Origin of the sequence: Geodermatophilus obscurus DSM 43160 (assembly GCF_000025345.1) — a bacterium.
In the GTDB taxonomy this organism is placed as follows: domain Bacteria; phylum Actinomycetota; class Actinomycetes; order Mycobacteriales; family Geodermatophilaceae; genus Geodermatophilus; species Geodermatophilus obscurus.
Genome location: NC_013757.1, coordinates 84,554 through 105,579 on the forward strand (window position 1 = coordinate 84,554; position 21,026 = coordinate 105,579).

A 21,026-nucleotide genomic window follows, 5' to 3' on the forward strand; every position below is an offset into this window, starting at 1 on the left:
CGGCGGGATAGTCCCGGGGCGTGACCGCGCCCGCTCGCCTGCCCGAGGCCCTGACCGCCCTGCGGGACGCCGTCGCGGCCGCCCCGCTCGGCCTGGCCACGCCGGGCAGCGAGGCGGCCCGCCGCGCGGCCCGCGGGGTGGTCGAACAGGTCGACGACTACCTGCTGCCCCGGCTGCGCGACCTCGACGCCCCGCTGCTCACCGTCGTCGGCGGCTCCACCGGGGCCGGCAAGTCCACCCTGGTCAACAGCCTCGTCGGCGCGCCGGTCACCACCGCCGGCGTGCTGCGGCCGACCACCCGGGCGCCGGTGCTGGTCTGCGCCCGGACCGACGTGACGGCCTTCGAGGGCGACCGGGTGCTCCCGGGCCTGGCGCGGGTCACCGGCGGGGCCGGCGGCCCGGGCACGCTGCAGCTGGTGCCGCGGGACGACGTCCCGCCCGGCCTGGCGCTGCTCGACGCGCCGGACGTCGACTCAGTGGTGGAGTCCAACCGCGAGCTGGCCGCCCAGCTGCTGGCCGCCGCGGACCTGTGGGTCTTCGTCACCACCGCGGCCCGCTACGCCGACGCCGTCCCGTGGGACGTGCTGCGGACGGCGCAGGAGCGGGGCACCGCGCTGGCCGTCGTCCTGGACCGGGTGCCGCCCGGCGCGGCCGACGAGATCGCGCCCGACCTCGCCGGGATGCTCGACCGCGCGGGCCTGACGGGGGTGCGGCTGTTCGTCGTCGAGGAGCGGCCGCTGGTCGACGGGTTCCTGCCCGCGGACCAGGTCGCCCCGCTGCGCGGCTGGCTGCACGCGCTCGCCGCCGACCAGGAGCAGCGCGCCGCCGTCGTCCGGCAGACGCTGACCGGCGCCCTGGCCAGCCTGGAGGACCGGGTGGCCGGCATCGCCGCCGCCGTCGAGGAGCAGGCGCTGGCCGCGACCGCGCTGCGGGAGGCGGCGGCGGCGGCCTACACCGCCGCCTACGAGGGCATCGACGAGGGCGTGCGCAGCGGCAGCCTGCTGCGCGGCGAGGTGCTGGCCCGCTGGCAGGAGTTCGTCGGCACCGGCGAGTGGATGCGGTCGCTGCAGAGCTCGATCGGCCGGATGCGGGACCGGGTCACCGCCGCTCTCACCGGCCGCCCCTCGCCGGCGGCCGAGCTGCAGGGCGCGCTGGAGACCAGCGTCGAGACGCTGCTGCGCGCCGAGGCCGACCGCGCCGCCGAGCGCACCGTCACCACCTGGCGCGCGCTGCCCGGCGGGTCACCGCTGCTAGCGACCGCCGACGAGGACCTCGACCGCGTCTCCCCCGACTTCCCCGAGGCGGCGGCCGCGCAGGTCCGCGACTGGCAGGGCTACGTGCTCGACCTGGTCCGCGACCAGGGCGCCGACAAGCGGACCCGCGCCCGGGTCCTGTCCTGGGGCGTCAACGGCGCCGGCGCCGTCGTCATGGTGGCCGTCTTCGCGCACACCGGCGGGCTCACCGGCGGGGAGGTGGCGGTGGCCGGCGGGACGACGGCGCTCGGCCAGCGGCTGCTGGAGGCGGTGTTCGGCGACGCGGCCGTCCGCTCGCTGGCCGCCCGCGCCCGGGAGGACCTGCAGGCCCGCGCCGACGGCCTGCTGCGCTACGAGCAGGGCCGGTTCGACGCCCTCGTGGACGAGGCCGGGCCCACCCCGGACGCCGCCGTCGAGCTGCGCGCCGCCGCGGCCGCCCTGACCGCGGCCCGGGACCGGGCATGAGGGGACGGACGCCGCCGCTGGCCGACCGGCTGGCGGCGCTGCGCGAGGCGGTCGAGGTCGCCGACGGCCGCCTCGAGGTGCCGGAGCTCGGCTCGGCCCGGACCCTGCTGGCCAAGGCCGGTGCCCGCGAGGCCCTCGGCGACGCCACCGTGGTCGCCCTGGCCGGCGCCACCGGCAGCGGCAAGTCCACGCTGTTCAACGCGCTGTCGGGCAGCGAGGTGAGCACCCCCGGCGTCCGCCGACCGACCACCGGCGTCGCGCACGCCACCGTCTGGGGCGCCGACGACGCGACCGACCGGCTGCTCGACTGGCTGCAGGTGCCCCGCCGGCACCGGCACCCCCCCGAGCCGGCGCTGGACGGCCTGGTGCTGCTCGACCTGCCCGACCACGACAGCGTGCGGCTCGAGCACCGGCTGGAAGTCGACCGGCTGGTGCAGCTGGTCGACGTGCTGGTGTGGGTGCTGGACCCGGAGAAGTACGCCGACGCCGCCGTCCACGAGCGTTACCTCCTGCCGCTGGCCGGGCACGCGGGCGTGCTGCTCGTCGTCCTCAACCAGGTCGACCGGCTCGACGCCGTGGCCGCGCGGGCCTGCCTGACCGACCTGCGCGGCCTGCTCGACCGCGAGGGCCTGGCGGACACGCCGCTGCTGCCCGTCTCGGCGCGCACCGGCACCGGCCTCGGCGAGCTGCGCGCCGACCTGGCCAAGCGGGTGACGGCCCGGCGGGCGGCGACCGACCGGCTCACCGCCGACGTCCGGGGGGTCGCCACGGCGCTGGCGGCGCACTGCGCCCCGGACGGCGGGGGCGGGGTGGGCCGCGGAGAACACGAGCAGCTCACCGATGCGCTGGCCGAGGCCGCCGGGGTGCCCGCGGTCACCGCCGCCGTCGAGCGGTCGGTGCGCCGCAGCGGCACGGCGGCCACCGGCTGGCCGCTGGTGCGCTGGACCCGCAAGCTGCGCCCGGATCCGCTGGAGCGGCTGCACCTGGGACAGGGCACGGGTGACGACGGGGCGGTGGTGGCCCGCACGTCGCTGCCGGCCGCCGGCGCGGTGCAGCGGGCCGGGGTGACCCGGGCGGTGCGCGCGGCGCGCGAGGCCGCCGGCGAGGGCCTGCCCCAGGCGTGGCGGGACGAGCTGCGGCGCACCGTCGAGGTGTCGGAGGAGCAGCTGGCCGACCGGCTCGACCGGGCCGTCGCCGGCACCGACCTGGGTCCGCAGCGCACCCCGCTGTGGCAGCGGGCGGTGGGCGGGCTGCAGTGGCTGCTCGCCCTCGTCGCGCTGGCGGGGGCGCTGTGGCTGCTGGCCCTGGTGGTCCTCGGCTTCTTCCAGCTCGACGACGTCGTCCCGCTGCCCCGGGTGGAGGGGCTGCCGCTGCCGACGCTGCTGCTGGTCGGCGGGCTGCTGGCCGGGGCGTTGCTGGCGCTGGTGGCCCGGCCCCTGGTCGGGCTGCGCGCGCGGCGGCGGGCGCGCCGGGCCGAGCAGCGGCTGTACGCGGCGGTGGACGTCGTGGCGCAGGAGGAGGTGCTCGCGCCGATGGCGGAGGTGCGCGAGGACCACGACCGCTACTGCACGGCGGTGACCCGCGCGGGGAGGTGACTGCCGGCGTGCCGACGGGTGACCACGGCCTCCGCGGCCGGCTTTCCGGGCTCAGTCCGTGCTGCGGGGGACCTCGGGCGCCCGGGGCTCGGGCACCCGGTCCTGCACGGGCTCCAGCGGGTGCAGGCCGTTGGGCAGCAGCGCCCAGACGTGCTTGCGACCGGGACGGCTCTCCCAGCCGTAGCCCGTGGAGAGCTGGGCGACCAGGTGCAGGCCCATGCCACCCAGCGCCGGGTCGCGGTCGACGGCGGGCACCGGCGGGCGGTCGGGCGCCTCGTCGCTGAGGTCGAGCAGCCAGCCGTCGGTGCCCGCGACGACGAGCGCGCGCACCGCGCCGCCGCCGTGGCGCAGCGCGTTGGACGCCAGCTCCTCGAAGACCAGCAGCAGCCCGTCACGCGCGTCGTCGGTCGAGGTCGAGCAGACCGACGGGTGGGCGATCCTGGCGCGCAGGTCCGCCCGGACCCGGGAGACGACGTGCATCGCCTCGAGCTGCCAGTGCCACACGTCGCCCCCGAGAGACGGCACGGGTACGTGCGGCCACGGCTCCTGGCCCAAGGCAACCTCCTCCGCCGTCGCTGGGCGAGTGGACCGGGGGTGGACCCACGGCCGACCGTCTCCTCCATCCTGACCGAGAGGGCCGTTTCCTGCAGCGGCGGCCCCCGGAGCCCGGTCCGGCCCCCCGACGGCGCCGGTCGGGGGCACACTGGCCGCGTGCAGGACCTGTGGCGCGACCTGAGCCAGGTGGTGTGGGCCGACCGCCCCCTCGACGACGTCCTGGGGGAGGTGACCGGCATCGCCGCCCGGACGGTCCCGGGCGCCGAGTCGACCTCGATCACCCTGCTCCGCGGCGACCGGGCCTTCACCGCCGCGCACACCGGGGAGATGGCCCTGGTCGCCGACGAGATGCAGTACGCGCGCGGCTACGGGCCCTGCATGGACGCCGGCCGCGCCGGCGTGGTGATCCGGATCGACGACATGCGCACCGAGCAGCGCTACGCCGACTACACCGCTCGGGTCGTGGACGTCGGCGTCCGGAGCTCGCTGTCGATGCCGCTGCCCTACCAGGGCAGCACGATCGGGGCGCTCAACGTCTACTCGTCGCAGCAGTCGGCCTTCGCCACACCGGAGTCGGTGGAGGTGGCGACGGCGGTGGCCGAGGCGGTCGCGGTCGCGGTCGCCAACGCCGACGCGCACGACCGGCTCGCCGACCACGCCCGCAACATGCGGCTGGCGATGGAGTCGCGTGCGGTGATCGAGCAGGCGAAGGGCGTGCTCATGGCGCAGCGGCACGTGGATGCCGAGGCGGCGTTCGAGATCCTGCGGGAGGCCTCGCAGCGCTACAACCGCAAGCTGCGGGAGATCGCCCAGGCCATCGTGGACGGCACCAGCGAGGGCCGCGTCCGCTGAAGAAGGACTCCCTTGCCCCCCACCGCTCGCATGCTCGCGCGGGGCCCCTGCAAGGGAGCCGTTCCATCCCGTCACCGACGGGCCAGCGCCTCCATCCGGCCCACCAGGAACTCCACCGCCGCGGCGCTGTCCACCGTCTCGGCCACCTCCACCGCGGTGGGGGAGTCCGAGACCGCGCGCCGGTCCACCAGCGTCTGTCCCCGGCCGGCGCCCAGGGTGGTGTCGACGACGACGTCCCGTCGCACGGTGCCCAGCGTGCCCGGCACGATCGCCTCGGTGAGCGCCAGCGCGTCGTGCAGGACGACGCCGGAGGTGCCGTAGCTGGTGCGGGCGTGGTCGACGTACTGCTGCAGGATCGCGGCGGCGGTCTCCCCGACCGGGCCGGCCGCGGCGAACCGGGCGATGCCGTCGACGTCGAGCACGGTGGGCAGCGTGACGTCCAGCCCGACCAGCACGGTGGGGACGGCGGAGCCCAGCACCCGCTGCGCGGCCTCCGGGTCGGCCCACACGTTGAACTCCGCGGCCGCGGTCACGTTGCCGCCCCGCGCGGCCGAGCCGCCCATGAGCACCAGCCGGCCGATCCGCTCCGCGGCCTCGGGGTAGGTGGCCAGCAGCAGCGCGATGTTGGTCCACGGACCGATCGCAGCCACCGTCACCGGCGCCTCCGCGGCCAGCAGCACCTCGGCCAGCGCGACCACCGCCGGGCGCGGGTCCGGCGCGGCCGGCGAGGCGGGCAGCAGGACGCCGCCCAGGCCGGTCTCCCCGTGCACGTGGCCGGCCCGCTCGGGCTGCCGGTAGACCAGCGAGTCGCGGGCGCCGGCGGCCACCGGGACGTCGGAGCGACCGGCCAGGTGCAGCACCCGCAGGGCGTTGTCGGTGGTCTGCGCCAGCTCGACGTTGCCGTGCACCGTGGTGACCAGGCGCAGGTCGACCTCCGGGCTGGCCAGCGCCAGCAGGATCGCCAGGGCGTCGTCGATGCCGGGGTCGGTGTCGATCACGAGGGGGGTCGCCACGGCTGCCGATCCTGTCAGCCGCGCCGGGCGCCCCCGGCGGCGCTCGGACGGCGTCCGGCCAGCCGGGTGACCGCGTACAGGACGACCCCGCCGGCGATCAGCAGCGCGGCCAGGCCCCAGACCTGCGCCTCCTGCTGCCACAGGAGCAGCAGGCAGGAGGCGGTGCCCAGCACCGGCAGCACCGTCGGGGCGTGGAAGTGCTCGGCCGCCACGCGGTCGCGGCGCAGCACCAGCACGGCGGTGTTCGTGCTGAGGAAGACGAACAGCAGCAGGAGCACCACGGTGTTGGCCAGCGTGGACAGGTCGCCGACGAGGGTGAGCGCCATCGCGACCAGGGTGGTGACGGCGATGGCCACCCACGGCGTCCGGCGGTCGGGCAGCACCCGGCCGAGGACGGCGGGCAGCAGCCGCTGCTCGGCCATCCCGTAGGCCATCCGGCTGGCCATGATCATCGTGAGCAGCGCGCCGTTGGCCACCGCGACGAGCGCCACCGCGCTGAACAGCTGGTCGGGGATCCCGGCGTCCGCCGCGCGGACCACCTCCAGCAGCGGGCCGGTGGAGGCGGCGAGCTCCTCCGGGGGCAGCACCACCGAGGCGGCCAGGCCGACCAGCACGTACACCACGCCGGCGGTGAGCAGCGCGCCGAACAGCGCCCGCGGGTAGACCCGGCGCACGTCGCGCACCTCCTCGGCGAGGTTGGCCGAGGTCTCGAAGCCCACGAAGGAGTAGTAGGCCAGCAGCGCGGCGGCCAGCACCGCCGAGGCCGGGGCGACGCCGGGCGGGAACTCCACGGTGCGGCCCAGGTCGCCGTCCCCGCGGCCGAGCACCAGCGCAGCGAGGACGACGACGAGCACCAGTCCCGACACCTCGACCAGGGTCATCACCAGGTTGGCGCGCAGCGACTCCCGGATGCCGCGGGCGTTGAGCAGCGCCACCAGCAGCAGGAACACCAGCGCGGCCGGCGTGGCGGGCACGTCGAGAAAGACGCCCAGGTAGTCGCCGGCGAAGGCCAGCGCCAGCCCCGCCGCACTGGTCACCCCGGCGGCGAGCATGCAGAAGCCCACGAGGAACGCGACGAGGGGCTGCCGGAAGGCCCGCTCGGCGTACACCGCCGACCCGCCGGCGCGCGGGTACTTGGTGGCCAGCTCCGCGTAGGACGCCGCGGTGAGCAGGGCCAGCAGCAGCGCGACGAGCAGCGGCACCCAGATCGCCCCGCCCACCTCCGCGGCCACCCGGCCGGCCAGCGCGTAGACGCCGGCGCCGAGGACGTCGCCGAGGATGAACAGGAACAGCAGCGGCCCGGTGACGGCGCGGCGCAGCCGGGTGTCGGTCCGGTCGCCGGGGAGTGCGGCCTGGTCTGTCACCGATCGAGTCTCAGCAGGGCCGCACGGCCCGGCAACTCAGCGGACCGGAGGGTCTGGTACCCCGACACGCCGGCGGACGCGTCCGGGGGTGACCGGTGCCCCGACCAGCACGTTCCACGCTTGGGACCGGTGATCTTGTCGACAAGCGGTCGCCCGGGAGGACGGGTCACCGTCCGCCCCAGGACGCCGTCGCAACGGTTCGGTCACGCGCCCTCCGGGGGGTGTCGCAGGAGGCCGTCGCGCGGGGTCGTCGTCCCTACCGTTCTCGTTGTCCGCAGCACCTTCCCCGGCTGCGGCACCACCTCCAGGAGGACGTCATGGCGATCGACCGGGCACCGTCCCCGCGTTCCTCGCGCACGGCGGACGACCTGACCCTCGGCGGCCTGCTCGACGTCCTGGACCGGGCCGAACCGCTGCCCGGGCGGAGCGGGCCGCGTCCCCGCCGCGCGGCCGTGCACCGCACCGGCGGCGCCCGACGGTCGGCCGCCGTCCGGCCGGTCCCCGTGCCGGCCGTGCGCCCCCGGCCGGTGCCCCCGGAACCGGCACCGGCCGCGCCGGTCCGGTCCGCGCCGGCCCCTGCCCCGGCGCCCCGGCCGGGCCTGCGCGCCCGGCTGCGGGGCCTGGTCCGCCGGCTGGTGCTCTGGGGCGCCGGCCCCGACGGCGCCCACCTCGCGTGGGGCCGCCCGGCCTCGACCGCCCCGGCACCCCGCCCCGACGGCCCGGTGGTCCTCACCGAGCTGCCGAACACCCCCACGATCCGGCCCGCGGCGCCTTCCCCCGCCGCGGCGCTCCGTCCGGCCCGGTACCCCTGGCCGGCTGGCTCCCCCCGCATCCCGGTGGTCGCCCCGCTCGCCCGGCACGTGCCGGCACCGCGGCCCGTCCCCGCACCGAGGACCGCGCAGGGGAGCAGCCCGCCGGGAGCCGCCCGGGCCTCCGCCCCGGCCCGGGCGCGCGGTGATCCGCGACCCCCTCCGGCCCGGGGGCAGCCACCCGGCTGACCCGGCACCACCACGGCACCCGCCGCGGACGCCGTTCCCCGCACCGCCTCCCGGCCACGGCCGCCGCCACCGCCCCCTCCGGTGGTCGCGACCGGAGCCCGGTGGTCCCCGCTCCTCCCGACCGACCTCGCACCGCCCCTGGCTGTCCCCCGACGGGAGTCCTCCCGCCGCCCAGACGTCCCTGCTCCACCGGTACCCGCCTCGACCCCCCGCCGACTGCGCCCCGACGCAGCGCGCGGACCCTCCAGGGAGGCGGCGACCGACGAGCGGCACGGCTGTCCGGCGACGGAGACCGTCCGGCGGGACGACAGGTCCGCGCCGGTACCCGTTCCCCGGGTCTCTGACCGGCACCGACCTGGCCGGGCGCCGTCCGGGGCCGGGTCGCCGGCCGGTCGCCGGTGCCGGGAGTCGACCGCAGGAGACCGTCCGGGCACGCCGCCCGGAGGCAGTGCGCCGCAGGACGAGCCCCGCACGGGACCCCGCCGTCCCCCCTCCGGCCGACGGCGGGCGCCCCTCCCGGACCGGGGCGCCCGCCGTCGGCCGTCATGCGTCACCGCGGAACACCCACTTGTCACATCCGGCACAACGAGTGGCCCCGGACCCCTCGGGCATGAGACAAAAGGGGTGCGCGTCCCGGTGCACCGACCGGGGAACCCGGACGGGATCCTGACGTCCGTGCCCGAGCCCGAGGATGCGAGTGAGTAGACCGTGAACCTGGATCGGACGCCGGCGGAGACCGGGGACCCCGACCCGGAGGCCGCGGCCACCCGCCTGCGCTTCGAGCTGGCCATCGACGCGGCCGGGATCGGCAGCTTCGACTGGGACCTGCAGACGGGCCGGCTGGAGTGGGACGACCGGCTGCTGGATATCTTCGGTTACGACCGGGCCGGCTGGCCCGGCACCATCGACGCCTTCGCCGAGCGTCTCCACCCCGACGACGCGGCCCGCACCCTCGAGGCGCTGCAGGGCGCCATCGACACCCAGGGGGAGTACGACGCGGAGTTCCGGGTCGTCCGGCCCACCGGCGAGACGCGCTGGGTGCAGGGTCGCGGCCGGGCGCTGGCCGACGAGGCCGGGACCTCCGTGCGCCTGCTGGGGGTGGGGTACGACACGACCGAGCACCGCCAGGCGGACGCCCGCGTGGCCCGGGTGCTCGAGTCGATGAACGCCGCGTTCTTCGCCCTGGACCGCGACTGGCGGTTCACCTACGTCAACGGCGAGGCCGAGCGGGTGCTGGGCCGCTCGCGCGGCGACCTGCTGGGCGGCGACATCTGGGAGCTGTTCCCCGCCGCCGTGGGCAGCGACTTCGAGGTGCACTACCGCGGGGCGGCCGCCACCGGGCACGAGCGCGTGTTCGAGGCCTACTACCCGGCACCGCTGGACGCCTGGTACGAGGTCCGGGCCTGGCCGGGGCCCGACGGGCTGTCGGTCTACTTCCTCGACGTCACCGAGCGCCGGGCCGCCGAGGAGCGGGCCCGGGTCAGCGCCGCCCGGCTCGCCCTCATCGCCGAGGTGGGCGCGGTGACCGGCGAAACCCTGGGCTCCGGTGCGGGTGAGGACGCCGCGATGCAGCGGCTCGCCGAGGCCGTCGTCCCCGTGCTGGGGGACTGGGTGATCGTCAGCCTCACCGGCGAGGACGGCCGGATGCGCGACGTCGGCAGCTGGCACACCGACCCCGCGCTGCGGACGACCGCCGCGCGCTACGCGGAGCTGCGCCTGGCCGCCCTGCAGTCCGACGCGCCGATCCTGCGGGCGCTGGCCTCGGGCCGGACGCTGACCGTCCCCGACGTGGGCGCGGCCGTCGGCCGCACTCTGCCCCCGGGCGAGGTCAGCGACGTGTTCTGGGCCCTCGACCCGCGGACGGCGGTGACGCTGCCGCTGGCAGCCCGCGGGCGCACGCTGGGCGCGCTGAGCGTCTACCGCTCCGCCGGCCGGCTCGCCGCGGACGAGGACGACGTCGCCACCGCCCAGGAGGTCGCCGCGCGGGTCGCGCTGGCGCTCGACAACGCCCGCCTCTACGAGCAGCAGCGCCGACTGGCCGAGGGCCTGCAGCGCAGCCTGCTCAGCGCCCCGCCGGCGCCGGACGCCGCGGAGATCGTCGTCCGCTACCGGCCGGCGATGGAGGTCGCCCAGGTCGGCGGCGACTGGTACGACGCCTTCGTCCAGCCGGCGGGGACGACGATGCTGGTCATCGGGGACGTCGTCGGACACGACACCGAGGCCGCGGCGTCGATGGGGCAGCTGCGGGGGCTGCTGCGCGGCATCGCCTACCGGGAAGGCGTCGGGCCGGCGCAGGTGCTCAGCGACCTCGACCGCGCCGTGCAGGGGCTCGGCATGGCCACGATGGCGACCGCGGCCGTGGCCCGGGTCGAGCAGACCCCCGAGCAGCGGGACGCCGGGCTGACCACGCTGCGCTGGTCCAACGCCGGGCACCCACCGCCGCTGGTGCTGCACACCGACGGCCGGGTGCAGGCGCTGGGCGCCGAACGGCCGGACCTGATGCTCGGCGTCGACCCGGCGGCGCGGCGCACCGAGAGCGTGGTCACCGTGCGCCGCGGAGCGACCCTGCTGCTCTACACCGACGGCCTGGTGGAGGGCCGCGACCTCCCGCTCGACGAGGGCATCGGCCGGCTGCGCGCCGCGCTGGCCGAGCTCGGCGACCAGCCGCTGGAGCGGCTGTGCGACGCGGTCATCGAGCGGCTGCGCCCGGAGCGGCTGCAGGACGACATCGCGCTGGTGGCGATCCGCCTCCACCCGCAGGGCTGAGCAAGGACCCCGCCCCCGCCATCGAGGGTCCCCGTCCACCCGTCCTCCGCAGGCTCAGGACAGGGCCGGGGCAGGGCCGCCCGCCGGTCGGGGCCGGCACGCCGCCGTGCTGCCGACGGCAGGGCCGAGCCCGGCACCGCACCGCACCGGACCGACCGCCGGTCCTCGCCACCCGGCCGACCGCCCGTACCCCTGCACAGGCGCCTCGCAGTCCCTTACTGCGAATGATTATCGTTCTTGCTACCGTCGCCGGTGTCCTGATCACCTCCCGGAAGGAGTGGGCGGGCTCCGGCCCACCCGTACCGACGATGCCGCGCACCCGCACGCCTGCCCGCCCCCTCGCCGCCGCGGGCCTCGCCCTGCCGCTGCTGCTCACCGCCTGCGGCACCGGCGGCAGCGCCGCGAGCGGCCCGTCCCCGTCCGCGCCCGCCGAGCCGACACCGGCCTCCGACGTCCGGGAGGTGGCGGCGAGCACCCCCCGGCTCGCGCTGACCCACGACGGCGGGGTGCGGATCCTCGACGCGACCACCCTGGAAACCGTGGCGGACCTGCCGCTCGCCGGCTTCAACCGGCTCAACGCGGCCGGCGACGGTCGGCACCTGCTGGTGAGCACGCAGGGCGGCTTCCGGGTCCTCGACGCGGGCACGTGGACCGAGCCGCACGGCGACCACAGCCACCACTACACGTCGGCGCCGCGGCTCACCGACGTCCTGCACCCCGCCGAGGAGCCGGGACACGTCGTCGCCCACGACGGGCACACGGCCCTCTTCGACGACGGCACCGGCGAGGTCGTCGTCCTCGACAGCGACCGGGTGGCCGCGGGTGCCGACGGCGCACGGCGGCTGACCACCCCCTCGCCGCACCACGGCGTCGCGGTCGCGCTCGAGGACGGCACCCTGGTCGTATCGGAGGGGGACGAGGACGAGCGCACCGGCATCCGGGTGCTCGACGCCGCCGGGGCGGAGGTCGCCTCCTCCGTCGGCTGCCCGGGCGTGCACGGCGAGGCGGTCGCCGCGGACGACGCCGTCGTCATCGGGTGCGAGGACGGCGCGCTGGTCTACGCCGGCGGGCAGGTCCGCGAGGTGCAGAGCCCCGACGCGTACGGCCGCATCGGCAACCAGGCGGGCAGCGAGTCCTCCGCCGTCGTGCTCGGGGACTACAAGACCGACCCCGACGCCGAGCTCGAGCGCCCCACCCGCGTCGCGCTGGTGGACACCCGGACGGCCCAGCTGCGGCTGGTCGACCTGCCGGCGTCCTACTCCTTCCGCTCCCTCGCGAGCGGTGAGGACGGCGAGGCGCTGGTGCTGGGCACCGACGGCGCACTGCACGTCATCGACCCCGAGTCGGGGACCCTCGAGCGCTCGGTCCCGGTCGTCGCGCCGTGGGAGGAGCCGCTGGAGTGGCAGCAGCCGCGCCCGACGCTGCACGTGCTCGACGGCACCGCGTACGTCACCGAGCCGGCGACCGGGCAGGTCCACGCGGTCGACGTCCTGACCGGCGAGGTGTGGCGCAGCGCCGACGTCGGCGTCATCCCCAACGAGCTCGCCGGCGTGGACGGCGGCGACACCGGCTCCGGTCACGAGGACTGACGCGACCGCCCCCCGCCCCGACCGCCGTCCCTCCCGGAGGAGATCCCGTGCCCACCCGCCCCGACCCGGTCCTCGGCCGCTGGGTCGCCGTCTGCTGTGCCGCCCTCGCTGCCGCGGCGTGCTCCGAGGGAGCGGGCGGAGGCGGGGGCCGGGTGGAGGTCGTCGCCACGACCTATCCGCTGCAGTACGTCGTCGAGCGAGTCGGGGGCGAGCACGTCGCGGTCGAGGGACCGGTCGGGACCGGGGGCGACGGCCACCGGGTCGAGCTCACGCCCCGGCGGGTCGGCCGGCTGGGGGAGGCTGACCTCGTCGTGCACGTTTCGGGCCTGCAGGCGTCCACCGACGCCGCGCTCGAGCAGCACGGCTCCGGGCACGTCGTCGACGCCGCCGACGTCGCCGGCCTGGCCGGCGCCCCGGGCCGGCCGCCGGGGGAGGAGGGGTCCGCCGCGCTGGACCCGCACTTCTGGCTCGATCCCGTGCGGTTGGCCGCGGTCGCCGACCAGGTGGCCGACGAGCTCACGCAGGTCGATCCCGGGCACGCCGATGACCACGCCGCCGCCTCGGACGCCCTGCAGGCCGACCTGGGCGCGCTCGACGCGGCGTATCGGGAGGGCCTCGCCGGGTGCCGCGGGCGGACCCTGGTGACGTCGCACGAGGCGTTCGGCTACCTGGCCGAGCGCTACGGCCTGGTGCAGGTGGGCATCGCCGGTCTCGATCCCGCGGTCGAGCCCTCGCCGGCCCGCCTGCGCGACGTCGTCGAGGTGGTCGAGGGCCGCAACGTGCGGACGGTGTTCTTCGAGGTGTCGACCGGCCCTGGGCTCACCCGGGCTCTCGCCGACGACCTCGGCCTGCGCACCGGGGTGCTGGACCCGGTGGAGCGGGTGCCCGCGTCCGGCGGGGACTACCTGAGCACCATGCGGGCCAACCTGCGGGCGCTCCAGGAGGGGCTGGACTGCGTGCCCGCCGGCGGCTGAACGGCAGCGACGGCCTCGTCGTTCCCGGGGCGGGACGCGAGGAGCTCTCGACCGACCTGCGGTCGAGGCACGACCTCACGTGCGGGGTTCGCGACCGACCGGCTGCCTCGGCTCGTCGAGCAGCGGGGTCGGGTCCCGCAACGGCGCGTGCACAGGGGCGGCGGGCGTGACCGACAGCGGGGCGCCGTCCACGACGACGGTCACCGGCTCCTCGCCGCGCACCAGCGTGACCGTGGTGCCCTCCCGCGTCGTCTCGACGCGGAGCAGGCTGCCGCGCCAGGTGACGGAGTAGGCGGTGCGCGAGAGCGAGGACGGCAGCAGCGGTGCGAGCTCGAGGTCCTCGTGGTCCTCCCGCAGGCCACCGAGGCCGGCGACGAACGCCAGCCACGTCCCGCCCACGGCGGCCAGGTGCAGGCCGTTCGGGGTGTCGCCCCGGACGTCGCGCAGGTCGACGAGGGCAGCCTCCCGCAGGTAGCGCAGGGCGAGGTCGGGGTGCTGAGCCTGGGCGCACACGACGGCCTGGACGGCGGCCGAGAGCGAGGAGTCCCGGACGGTGCGCGCCTCGTAGTAGTCGAGGTCGCGCGCCACCTCCTCGGCCGTGAACTCGTCGCGGCACCACCAGAGCGCCTGCACGAGGTCGGCCTGCTTGAGCACCTGCCGCCGGTAGAAGTCGGCGTAGTGGTGGTGCTCCTGCACCGGGTAGTGGTCGCGCTCGTCCTCGAAGGGCCACTCCCGGTAGGTCGTGAAGTTGTCGTTCATCGGGTGAACGCGCAGGCGCTCGTCCCACGGGACGTGCACGGCGTCCGCCGCGGACCGCCAGGCGGAGGCCTCGGCGGAGTCCACGCCCAGCTCCGACGCGCGCTCCGGCAGCCTCTCGCACGCGTCGGCGGCCCACCGGAGGTTGCGCCGGGCCATGAGGTTGGTGAAGACGTTGTCGTCGACGACCCCGGTGTACTCGTCCGGCCCGGTCATGCCGTACAGGTGCCAGGCGCCGGCCGCGTCCTCGTGGCCCGCCGAGAGCCACGACCGCGCCGTCTCGACGAGCACCGCGAGGCCCCCGAGGGAGTCGAGGTCCCTGTCGGTGACGTTCTGGTACAGCCAGAAGGCGCGCGCGATGTCGGCGTTGACGTGCATCGCCGCCGTGCTCGCCGGCCAGTACGCGGAGACCTCGCGCCCGCTGATGGTGCGCCAGGCGAAGCACGCGCCCGCCAGCCCGAGCGTCCCGGCCCGTTCCCGCGCGAGGTCGAGAGTGGCGGCGCGCCACCGCAGCAGCCGTGCCGCCGCGTCCGGGCGCAGCAGCGTGAGGGCGGGCACGACGAACCCCTCGACGTCCCAGAAGGTGTGACCGCTGTACCCGATCCCGGTCAGTCCCTTGGCGCCGACCGGGGCACCCGAGATGCAGGAGGCGGAGGAGATCAGCTGGAAGACGGTGTAGCGGAGCGCCTGCTGCAGCTCGGGGTCGCCGTCGACCTCGACGTCCGCCGTCGCCCAGAGCTCGTCGAGCGCGGCCCGCTGGCCGGCGAGCAGACCCTCCCACCCGAGGTCGAAGGCGGAGCTCACGGCCGCCGACGCCTCGGCGAGGACGGAGTCGGACCCGGCGTCGTGCGACCAGCTGTACCCGACGACCTTGACGACCGTGAGGCCCTCGCCGGGGCGCAGGTCGGCGGCGACCGTGGTGACGACGTGCTGCTCGTCGACGTGCGTGCTCACCCGCCCGCCGTCGACCTCGTGACCGACCGCGGTCGCGACCGTGATCCCCGACCGGCGCGTCCGCTCCACGAGGGCGCCACCGTTCGCGTTGCCGATCTGGGCGCGCGGCTCGAAGGCCTCGTCCAGGCACTCCGCGACGCGCGGGTCGTCGTTGTCCACGCCCGCGGGCGTGACCTCGCCGGCGGCCAGATCGGACCGGACGACGACGTGCGCGGGCCGGTTCAGGACGCGGACCTCGTACCGCACCGCGCAGACCGACCGCTCCACCAGGGAGACCAGCCGCCGCGAGCACACCTCGACCGACGTGCCCGACGGCGTCGTCCAGCGCACGCGGCGGTCGAGCGTGCCGGCGCGCAGGTCCAGCGTGCGCTCGTGGACGTCGAGCTCGAACTCGCGCAGGTCGAGCGGGACCCCGTCGACCAGCAGGCGCAGCGGCGTGCCGTCGGCGACGGTGAGCATCGCCTGCCCCTCCTCGGGCTGCCCGTAGCCGCCCTCGGGATAGGACAGCGGGTGCGTCTCGTAGACCCCGGAGAGGTAGGTGCCGCGCATGCCGAAGGGCTCGACCTCGTCGAGCGTCCCCCGGACGCCGAGGTAGCCGTTGGAGAGGCTGAAGAGCGACTCGGCGACGGGGAGCGTCCCCGGGTCCACGCGCGGCTCGCGCACCAGCCACGGGTCGACGTCCAGGATCGGGGCGGTCACGCACGGTCCTCGCTCGCGTCGTCCGGCAACGGCACGGACGCCAAGGCCGGCGTCCCGTTCCCGGTCCTACCGGTCGGGGCACCCCGGCGCGATCCGGGACGGCGGGGTCCGGGACGGGGCCATCCGCCGCAGGGGACGGCTCCCGGCCGGGGTGGACCGGTCGCGGGGGGCAGGCTGTCCTTCCACGAGGGGTGGGGAGGAGGGGTCCTCCCCACCGACCGGGACACGGGCAGCAGCTCAGGTCAGGTCGGGGACGGCTCCTGACCGCGGTGCGGTCCGGGAGGACCGCGATGTCACCGCAGCACGGCCCAGACGTGCTTGGCGCCGGCGGTGACGTACCAGCCGTGGTCGGTGGCCAGTTCGGCGATCAGGTAGAGCCCGAGGCCGCCCTCGCTGGGGTCGCGGCCGACGGCGGGGGACGGCGGGCTGCCCGGGGCGCCGTCGCGGACCTCGATCAGCCAGGCGTCGGCGAGGGGGCGCACCGAGGCGCGGACCTGGCCGCCGCCGTGCCGCAGGGCGTTGGAGGCCATCTCGTCGAGGGCCAGCACCAGCCGGTCGCGCAGGTCGGACAGCTCCGGGGCGGCGAGGTGGGCCCGCACCTCGGCGCGGACGACGGGCAGCTCGGCCACGGACCCGAGGTCCCAGACGAAGCGGTCGGGAGCCGCCGGCGGCCGTGCGGCCGGCCAGAGCACCCGGGCCGTGTCGCCTGTCACGCCGTGGTCCCCTCACGTGCTCGTTCCCGCCCGGAGGCGCCCCCTGGCCCGCGCCCGGCGGGCGCGACCGACCGACGGCCCGCGGGCGAGCCGAACACCTGCGTATCGGCCTGTGGGGCCGACCCCAAACATCGTGAGACAGGTGTCACACAGAGTCACCCTCTGCGGATCGCACTCTCGGCGGACACGGGGCCACGACCCCTGAGAGCACCGCGGTGGCGACCACCCCGGCCGGCAGCCGGCGGACTGGCCGTCAGGCCAGGGCCGCCAGGTAGTCCCGGACGACGGCCGGGTCGCGCATGACCGGGCCCATGACCGCGACCCCGTGCGCGCCGGCGGTGAGCAGCGCGGGCACGTCGTCCGGCCCGACGCCGCCGAGCGCGTAGGTCGGCGGGCCCAGGGGCCGCAGGCGGGCGAACCCCTCGACGCCGAGGGCCGGGCCGTAGCCGGGCTTGGACGCCGTGGGGTGGACGGGGGAGAGGAAGGCCCAGTCGCAGCCCTCGGCGCGGGCCTGCAGCAGCTCAGCGGCCGAGTGGCAGGAGCGGCCGACCAGCGCCGGGCGCGGGTCGGGGAACGGCTCGGCCGCGGCGAGGTGGACGGCGCCGTCGCCGCCCACCCCGGCGGTGACCAGCAGGCCGCCCACCGGGGTGAGCACGGTGCGCAGCTCTGCGGCCAGGGCAGCGCGCTCGTCGTCCGGCAGGTCCCGGTCCCGCAGCAGGACCGCCCGGGCGCCGGCGTCCACCGCGGCGGCCACGACGTCGGCCAGCGGCCCGGCCGCCTGCGTCCGGTCGGTGACGACGAGCAGCCGCGGCAGGCGTGCTGTGTCGTCCGTTGAGCTCGCGAGCTCGCTCACAACTCAGGCAGGCCCTCGAAGGACGTCGAGGCCTCGGCGTGCCACCGGCGCGGGATCCGGCCGGCGAGCAACGCCTGCCGGCCGCCCTCGACCGCCTGCCGCATGGCCAGCGCCATCCGCTCGGGGTCGCGGGCGCGGGTGACCGCCGAGGCCAGCAGCACCGCGTCGCAGCCCAGCTCCATGGCCAGCGCGGCGTCCGAGGCGGTGCCGATCCCGGCGTCCAGCACCACCGGGACCTCGACGCCCTCACGCAGCAGCGCGATGTTGTGCGGGTTGCGGATGCCCAGCCCGCTGCCGATCGGCGAGCCCAGCGGCATGACCGCGGCGCACCCGGCGTCGGCCAGCCGGCGGCCGAGGATGGGGTCGTCGGTGGTGTAGGCGAGCACGGTGAAGCCGTCGGCGACCAGCTGCTCCGCGGCGTCCAGCAGCTCGACGGCGTCGGGTAGCAGGGTGTGCTCGTCGCCGATCACCTCGAGCTTGACCCAGGGTGTGCCGAACGCGTCGCGGGCCAGCCGCGCGGTGAGCACGGCCTCGCGGGCGGTGCGGCACCCGGCGGTGTTGGGCAGCAGCCGCACCCCGCAGCGGTCGAGCACCTCGAGCATCGACGCGCTCGACGACGCCTCCACCCGGCGCAGCGCGACCGTCACCAGCTGGGTCCCCGAGGCCCGCACCGCCGCCTCGAGGGTCTCCAGGCTGGGCACGCCGCCGGTGCCCAGCAGCAACCGGGAGGTGAAGGTCTCGCCGGCGATGACGAACGGGTCGGCCGCCTCCTCGCGCAGGTCCCCGTGCAGGGGCCCGCTGCGAGCTTGCGAGCGGTGGGGGGCAAGGGGGTCCTTCAACATGGTCAGCCTCCTGCGGTGGGCGCGAGGACCTCGAGGGTGTCGCCGGGGGAGAGCCGGGTGGCCGGCCAGCTGCTGCGGGGGACGACGTCCCCGTTGAGCGCCACCGCGACCCGGTCGTGCCCGCCGCTGCGGGCCGCGACCAGGTCGGCCACGGTGGCGTCCTCGGCCAGCGCGGTGTCCTCGCCGTTGACGGTGATCTGCACGACGGCTACCTCCCGAAGCGGTCGGTGGTGAAGGGGGCGGCGACCTCGGGCAGGACGCCGGTGGCCAGCAGCTCCGCGGTGACCTCGGCGGTCACCGGGGTCAGCAGCACGCCGTTGCGGTGGTGCCCGGTGGCCAGCACCAGGCCGGGCAGCGGGCCGGGGCCCAGCAGCGGGGCGTTGTCCGGGGTGCCCGGTCGCCACCGGGCCAGCGTCTCGACCAGCTCCAGCTCGCTGATCGCGGGGACGACGTCGATCGCGTCGTGCAGCAGGTCGTGCACCCCCCCGGCGGTGACGGTCGGGTCGAAGCCGCGGTCCTCGGTCGTTGCGCCGACGATCAGCCGGTCGCCCGCGTAGGGCACCAGGTAGACCTGCCGGCCGCGGACCAGCGCGCGTACCGTGCCCTCGAGCAGGTCGGTGGCGCCGGCCAGCCGGAGGATCTGCCCCTTGACCGGGCGCACCGGCAGCGGCGGGACCCCAGGCAGACGGCCGCTGTGTGCGCCGAGCGCGAGGACGACCGTCCCCGCCGCGATGGTGCCGCCGGCCGTCTCCAGGCCCGCCGCCCGGCCGCCGTCGACCCGCAGTGCGGTGACCCGGTCGCGGATCAGGCGCACCCCGGCGACCTGGGCGGCCTGCAGCAGGGCCGCGTGCAGGGCCCGGCCGTCGACGGAGTGGTCGCCGGCGACCAGCAGCCCCCCGCGCACCCGCGGGGTCAGCGACGGCTCGCGGCGGCGGGCCTCGCGCGGGGTCAGCCGCTCGGCGTCCAGGCCCAGCTCCCGCTGGTAGGCGTGCAGCGCGGTCAGCTCGCGGACGTCGTCCTCGTCGAAGCCGACGACCAGGGTGCCGGCGGTGCGCAGCCCGACCGGGGTGCCGCCGGCCCGCTCGACGTCCGCGGCGAAGGCCGGCCAGCGCTCGACCGACGCCAGGCCCAGCCGCAGCAGCGCCTCCTCGCGGTAGCCGGCCTCGGTGACCGGCGCGAGCATCCCCGCCGCGGCGGCCGACGCGCCCGTGCCGGGGGAGTCGTCGACGACGGTGACGGACAGGCCGCGCTGGGCCGCCCGCCAGGCGGTGGCCAGCCCGATGAGCCCGCCACCGGCGACCGCGACGTCGCTCATGCGGGGATCCTCCGCCGGCACAGCCGGCCGGGCAGGATGACCAGCGCGGTGAGCGACACCGCGACGGCGAGGCCGACCAGGGACGCCGACCAGCCGTTGGCGGGGGTAATGCCGAGGTCGGCCTGGCGGGCGGCCCACCACGCCGTCCAGCCCGCCCCCGGCCCGGCGAAGTAGGTCGGCAGCGTCAGCTGGTAGGCGAGGAAGCCGGCGAGCCACGGCAGCAGGAGCAGCGGCCGGGCGGGGGCGGTGTCGGAGGTGTCCCAGGCGCCGCGCGGGGTGGCGAAGTAGGCGACGGCGAGGACGCCGGCCAGCGGGACGAACACCGCGCCGATGAGGAAGAGGAACGGCTCGTAGGCGGCGATGTCGAAGGTCAGCGCCAGCACCGTGGCGACGGCGCCGACGCACACGGCGAGCAGCCGGCGGTCGGCACGGGCGACGATGTTCTGCGCCGACACGGCGGTGGAGTAGACGTTGGCGAAGGCCTCGTCCAGCTCGACGGAGACGAGGACCAGCACGGCCACCGCCCCGAGCGGAACGGCGAGCAGCGCGTCGATGACGTCGAACCCGGCGCTGCCGTAGGCGGCCAGCGCGACGACGCCGAGGGTGAACATCGCCACGGTGGCCAGGCCGTAGCCGGCCGCCGCCCCGGTGAAGGCCGCCCGGCCGCTGCGCACGTGGCGGGTGTAGTCGGCGACGAGGGGGAACCAGGAGACGGGCAGCGCGATCACGATGTCGGCCGCCGTCCAGAACGACGTCGCCGCCCCCTCGGTGAGCAGCGGCAGCGGCTCGGCCAGCACCTCGACGAACAGGTAGACGACGGCGGCCAGCGCCGCCCAGATCGCGTAGCGCGCCAGCACCCGGGCGACGCCGAGCGGCCGGAGCGCCATCGCGGTGGCCAGCACGCCGGCAACCAGCACGAACGGCCAGCGCGGCGCGTCGAGGACCCGCGACGCCGCCTCGGCGATGATCACGATCTCGAAGGTGGCCCAGCCGACGCACTGCACGAGGTTCAGCGCGGTGGGCAGGGCGGAGGCGCGCCGGCCGAGCAGGCCGCGCAGCAGCACCATCGTCGGCACCCGCTCGCGGGCGCCGGCCGCGGCGGCCAGCCCGAGGAGGACCGCGCCGATCGCCGCGCCGACGACGATCGCGCCGATCGTCGTCGACAGCGGCCGGCCCGGGAGGACGACGAAGACGGCGGCCACCGGCAGCAGCAGGCTGACGCCGAGGTTGGCCCACAGCCCGAACGCGTCGCGCAGGCCGAGGGTGGCGGCGGGGGCCTCGGTGAGGGTGAGGGGCGCGTCCCCGGTGGACGTGCTGGTGCGGACGTCGTCCGACGTGCTCATGGTCGCTCCCTACGCCGGCATTACCCGGTCAGGTTCCAGCGGTCGGCGACGCGTCCAGTCGCCCTCTCAGCCCGGTCAGCCCGAGCTCCCGCACATGGCGGTGTTCACCATAGGCCCACCCATCGGG

17 protein-coding genes and 1 riboswitch are annotated in these 21,026 nt (G+C 76.8%); of the genes, 7 read left to right on the forward strand and 10 right to left on the reverse strand.

Going from position 1 to position 21,026, the window contains the following annotated elements; all coding sequences use genetic code 11:
• Window positions 1-20 precede the first annotated feature (20 nt).
• Both GOBS_RS00400 and GOBS_RS00405 read left to right on the forward strand, forming a co-directional pair.
• The gene (locus tag GOBS_RS00400; protein ID WP_012946330.1) at window positions 21-1,718 is read left to right on the forward strand and encodes a GTPase family protein; all 1,698 of its coding nucleotides are present in this window, start codon (window positions 21-23) and stop codon (window positions 1,716-1,718) included.
• Entirely contained in the window at window positions 1,715-3,313 is a 1,599-nt protein-coding gene (locus tag GOBS_RS00405) for a YfjP family GTPase (RefSeq protein WP_012946331.1), read from the forward strand. The genes GOBS_RS00400 and GOBS_RS00405 overlap by 4 nt, the downstream gene beginning before the upstream one ends.
• A gap of 51 nt (window positions 3,314-3,364) precedes the next feature.
• On the opposite strand, the gene GOBS_RS00410 is transcribed toward GOBS_RS00405, so the two are convergent.
• A complete protein-coding gene (locus tag GOBS_RS00410; RefSeq protein WP_041241253.1) occupies window positions 3,365-3,868 on the reverse strand; it encodes an ATP-binding protein in 504 nt (167 codons plus the stop codon).
• A 156-nt stretch (window positions 3,869-4,024) separates the two neighbouring features.
• Here GOBS_RS00410 and GOBS_RS00415 point away from each other — a divergent pair, with 156 nt between their 5' ends.
• Complete coding sequence (locus tag GOBS_RS00415; RefSeq protein WP_041241691.1) at window positions 4,025-4,720, forward strand: GAF and ANTAR domain-containing protein; 696 nt, start codon at window positions 4,025-4,027, stop codon at window positions 4,718-4,720.
• Window positions 4,721-4,791: 71 nt separating this feature from the next.
• Here the strand turns inward: GOBS_RS00415 and GOBS_RS00420 are convergent, their stop codons facing one another.
• Both GOBS_RS00420 and GOBS_RS00425 read right to left on the reverse strand, forming a co-directional pair.
• Complete coding sequence (locus GOBS_RS00420) at window positions 4,792-5,733, reverse strand: nucleoside hydrolase (protein WP_012946334.1); 942 nt, start codon at window positions 5,731-5,733, stop codon at window positions 4,792-4,794.
• A 14-nt stretch (window positions 5,734-5,747) separates the two neighbouring features.
• A complete protein-coding gene (locus GOBS_RS00425; protein ID WP_012946335.1) occupies window positions 5,748-7,097 on the reverse strand; it encodes an APC family permease in 1,350 nt (449 codons plus the stop codon).
• A 317-nt stretch (window positions 7,098-7,414) separates the two neighbouring features.
• Between GOBS_RS00425 and GOBS_RS00430 the strand changes: the two genes are divergently transcribed.
• The 4 genes from GOBS_RS00430 (at window position 7,415) to GOBS_RS00445 (ending at window position 13,424) form a co-directional block, all read left to right on the forward strand.
• Entirely contained in the window at window positions 7,415-8,095 is a 681-nt protein-coding gene (locus tag GOBS_RS00430) for a hypothetical protein (RefSeq protein WP_012946336.1), read from the forward strand.
• Between the two features lie 708 nt (window positions 8,096-8,803).
• Entirely contained in the window at window positions 8,804-10,861 is a 2,058-nt protein-coding gene (locus GOBS_RS00435; RefSeq protein WP_012946337.1) for a SpoIIE family protein phosphatase, read from the forward strand.
• Window positions 10,862-11,169: 308 nt separating this feature from the next.
• The gene (gene aztD, locus GOBS_RS00440; RefSeq protein ID WP_041241254.1) at window positions 11,170-12,450 is read left to right on the forward strand and encodes a zinc metallochaperone AztD; all 1,281 of its coding nucleotides are present in this window, start codon (window positions 11,170-11,172) and stop codon (window positions 12,448-12,450) included.
• 47 nt (window positions 12,451-12,497) lie between these two features.
• On the forward strand, window positions 12,498-13,424 hold the full coding sequence (locus GOBS_RS00445) for a metal ABC transporter substrate-binding protein (RefSeq protein ID WP_012946339.1): 927 nt from the start codon (window positions 12,498-12,500) through the stop codon (window positions 13,422-13,424).
• Between the two features lie 75 nt (window positions 13,425-13,499).
• Here the strand turns inward: GOBS_RS00445 and GOBS_RS00450 are convergent, their stop codons facing one another.
• The 7 genes from GOBS_RS00450 to GOBS_RS00480 all read right to left on the reverse strand — a co-directional run bounded on the left by GOBS_RS00450 (window position 13,500) and on the right by GOBS_RS00480 (window position 20,899).
• Window positions 13,500-15,833: a glycoside hydrolase family 65 protein gene (locus GOBS_RS00450; RefSeq protein WP_012946340.1), complete on the reverse strand. Its 2,334-nt coding sequence runs from the start codon at window positions 15,831-15,833 to the stop codon at window positions 13,500-13,502.
• A 293-nt stretch (window positions 15,834-16,126) separates the two neighbouring features.
• Window positions 16,127-16,546 (reverse strand): ATP-binding protein, encoded by a 420-nt coding sequence (locus GOBS_RS00455; protein WP_041241255.1) that lies wholly within the window; start codon window positions 16,544-16,546, stop codon window positions 16,127-16,129.
• A 253-nt stretch (window positions 16,547-16,799) separates the two neighbouring features.
• Window positions 16,800-17,399 carry a thiamine phosphate synthase gene (locus GOBS_RS00460; protein ID WP_012946341.1) on the reverse strand — a complete coding sequence of 200 codons (600 nt, stop codon included), beginning with the start codon at window positions 17,397-17,399 and terminating at the stop codon, window positions 16,800-16,802.
• Window positions 17,396-18,241, reverse strand: coding sequence for a thiazole synthase (locus tag GOBS_RS00465; protein WP_012946342.1), 846 nt, complete (start codon window positions 18,239-18,241; stop codon window positions 17,396-17,398). Before GOBS_RS00465 ends, GOBS_RS00460 begins: the two co-directional genes overlap by 4 nt.
• Window positions 18,242-18,243: 2 nt before the next feature.
• Window positions 18,244-18,444, reverse strand: a complete 201-nt coding sequence (gene thiS / locus GOBS_RS00470) for a sulfur carrier protein ThiS (RefSeq protein WP_012946343.1) — start codon at window positions 18,442-18,444, stop codon at window positions 18,244-18,246.
• Between the two features lie 5 nt (window positions 18,445-18,449).
• Entirely contained in the window at window positions 18,450-19,556 is a 1,107-nt protein-coding gene (gene thiO, locus GOBS_RS00475) for a glycine oxidase ThiO (protein ID WP_012946344.1), read from the reverse strand.
• A complete protein-coding gene (locus GOBS_RS00480; RefSeq protein ID WP_012946345.1) occupies window positions 19,553-20,899 on the reverse strand; it encodes a purine-cytosine permease family protein in 1,347 nt (448 codons plus the stop codon). Before GOBS_RS00480 ends, thiO begins: the two co-directional genes overlap by 4 nt.
• A riboswitch (TPP riboswitch) is annotated at window positions 20,889-21,001 on the reverse strand. (Overlaps the previous gene by 11 nt.)
• Window positions 21,002-21,026: the final 25 nt, after the last annotated feature.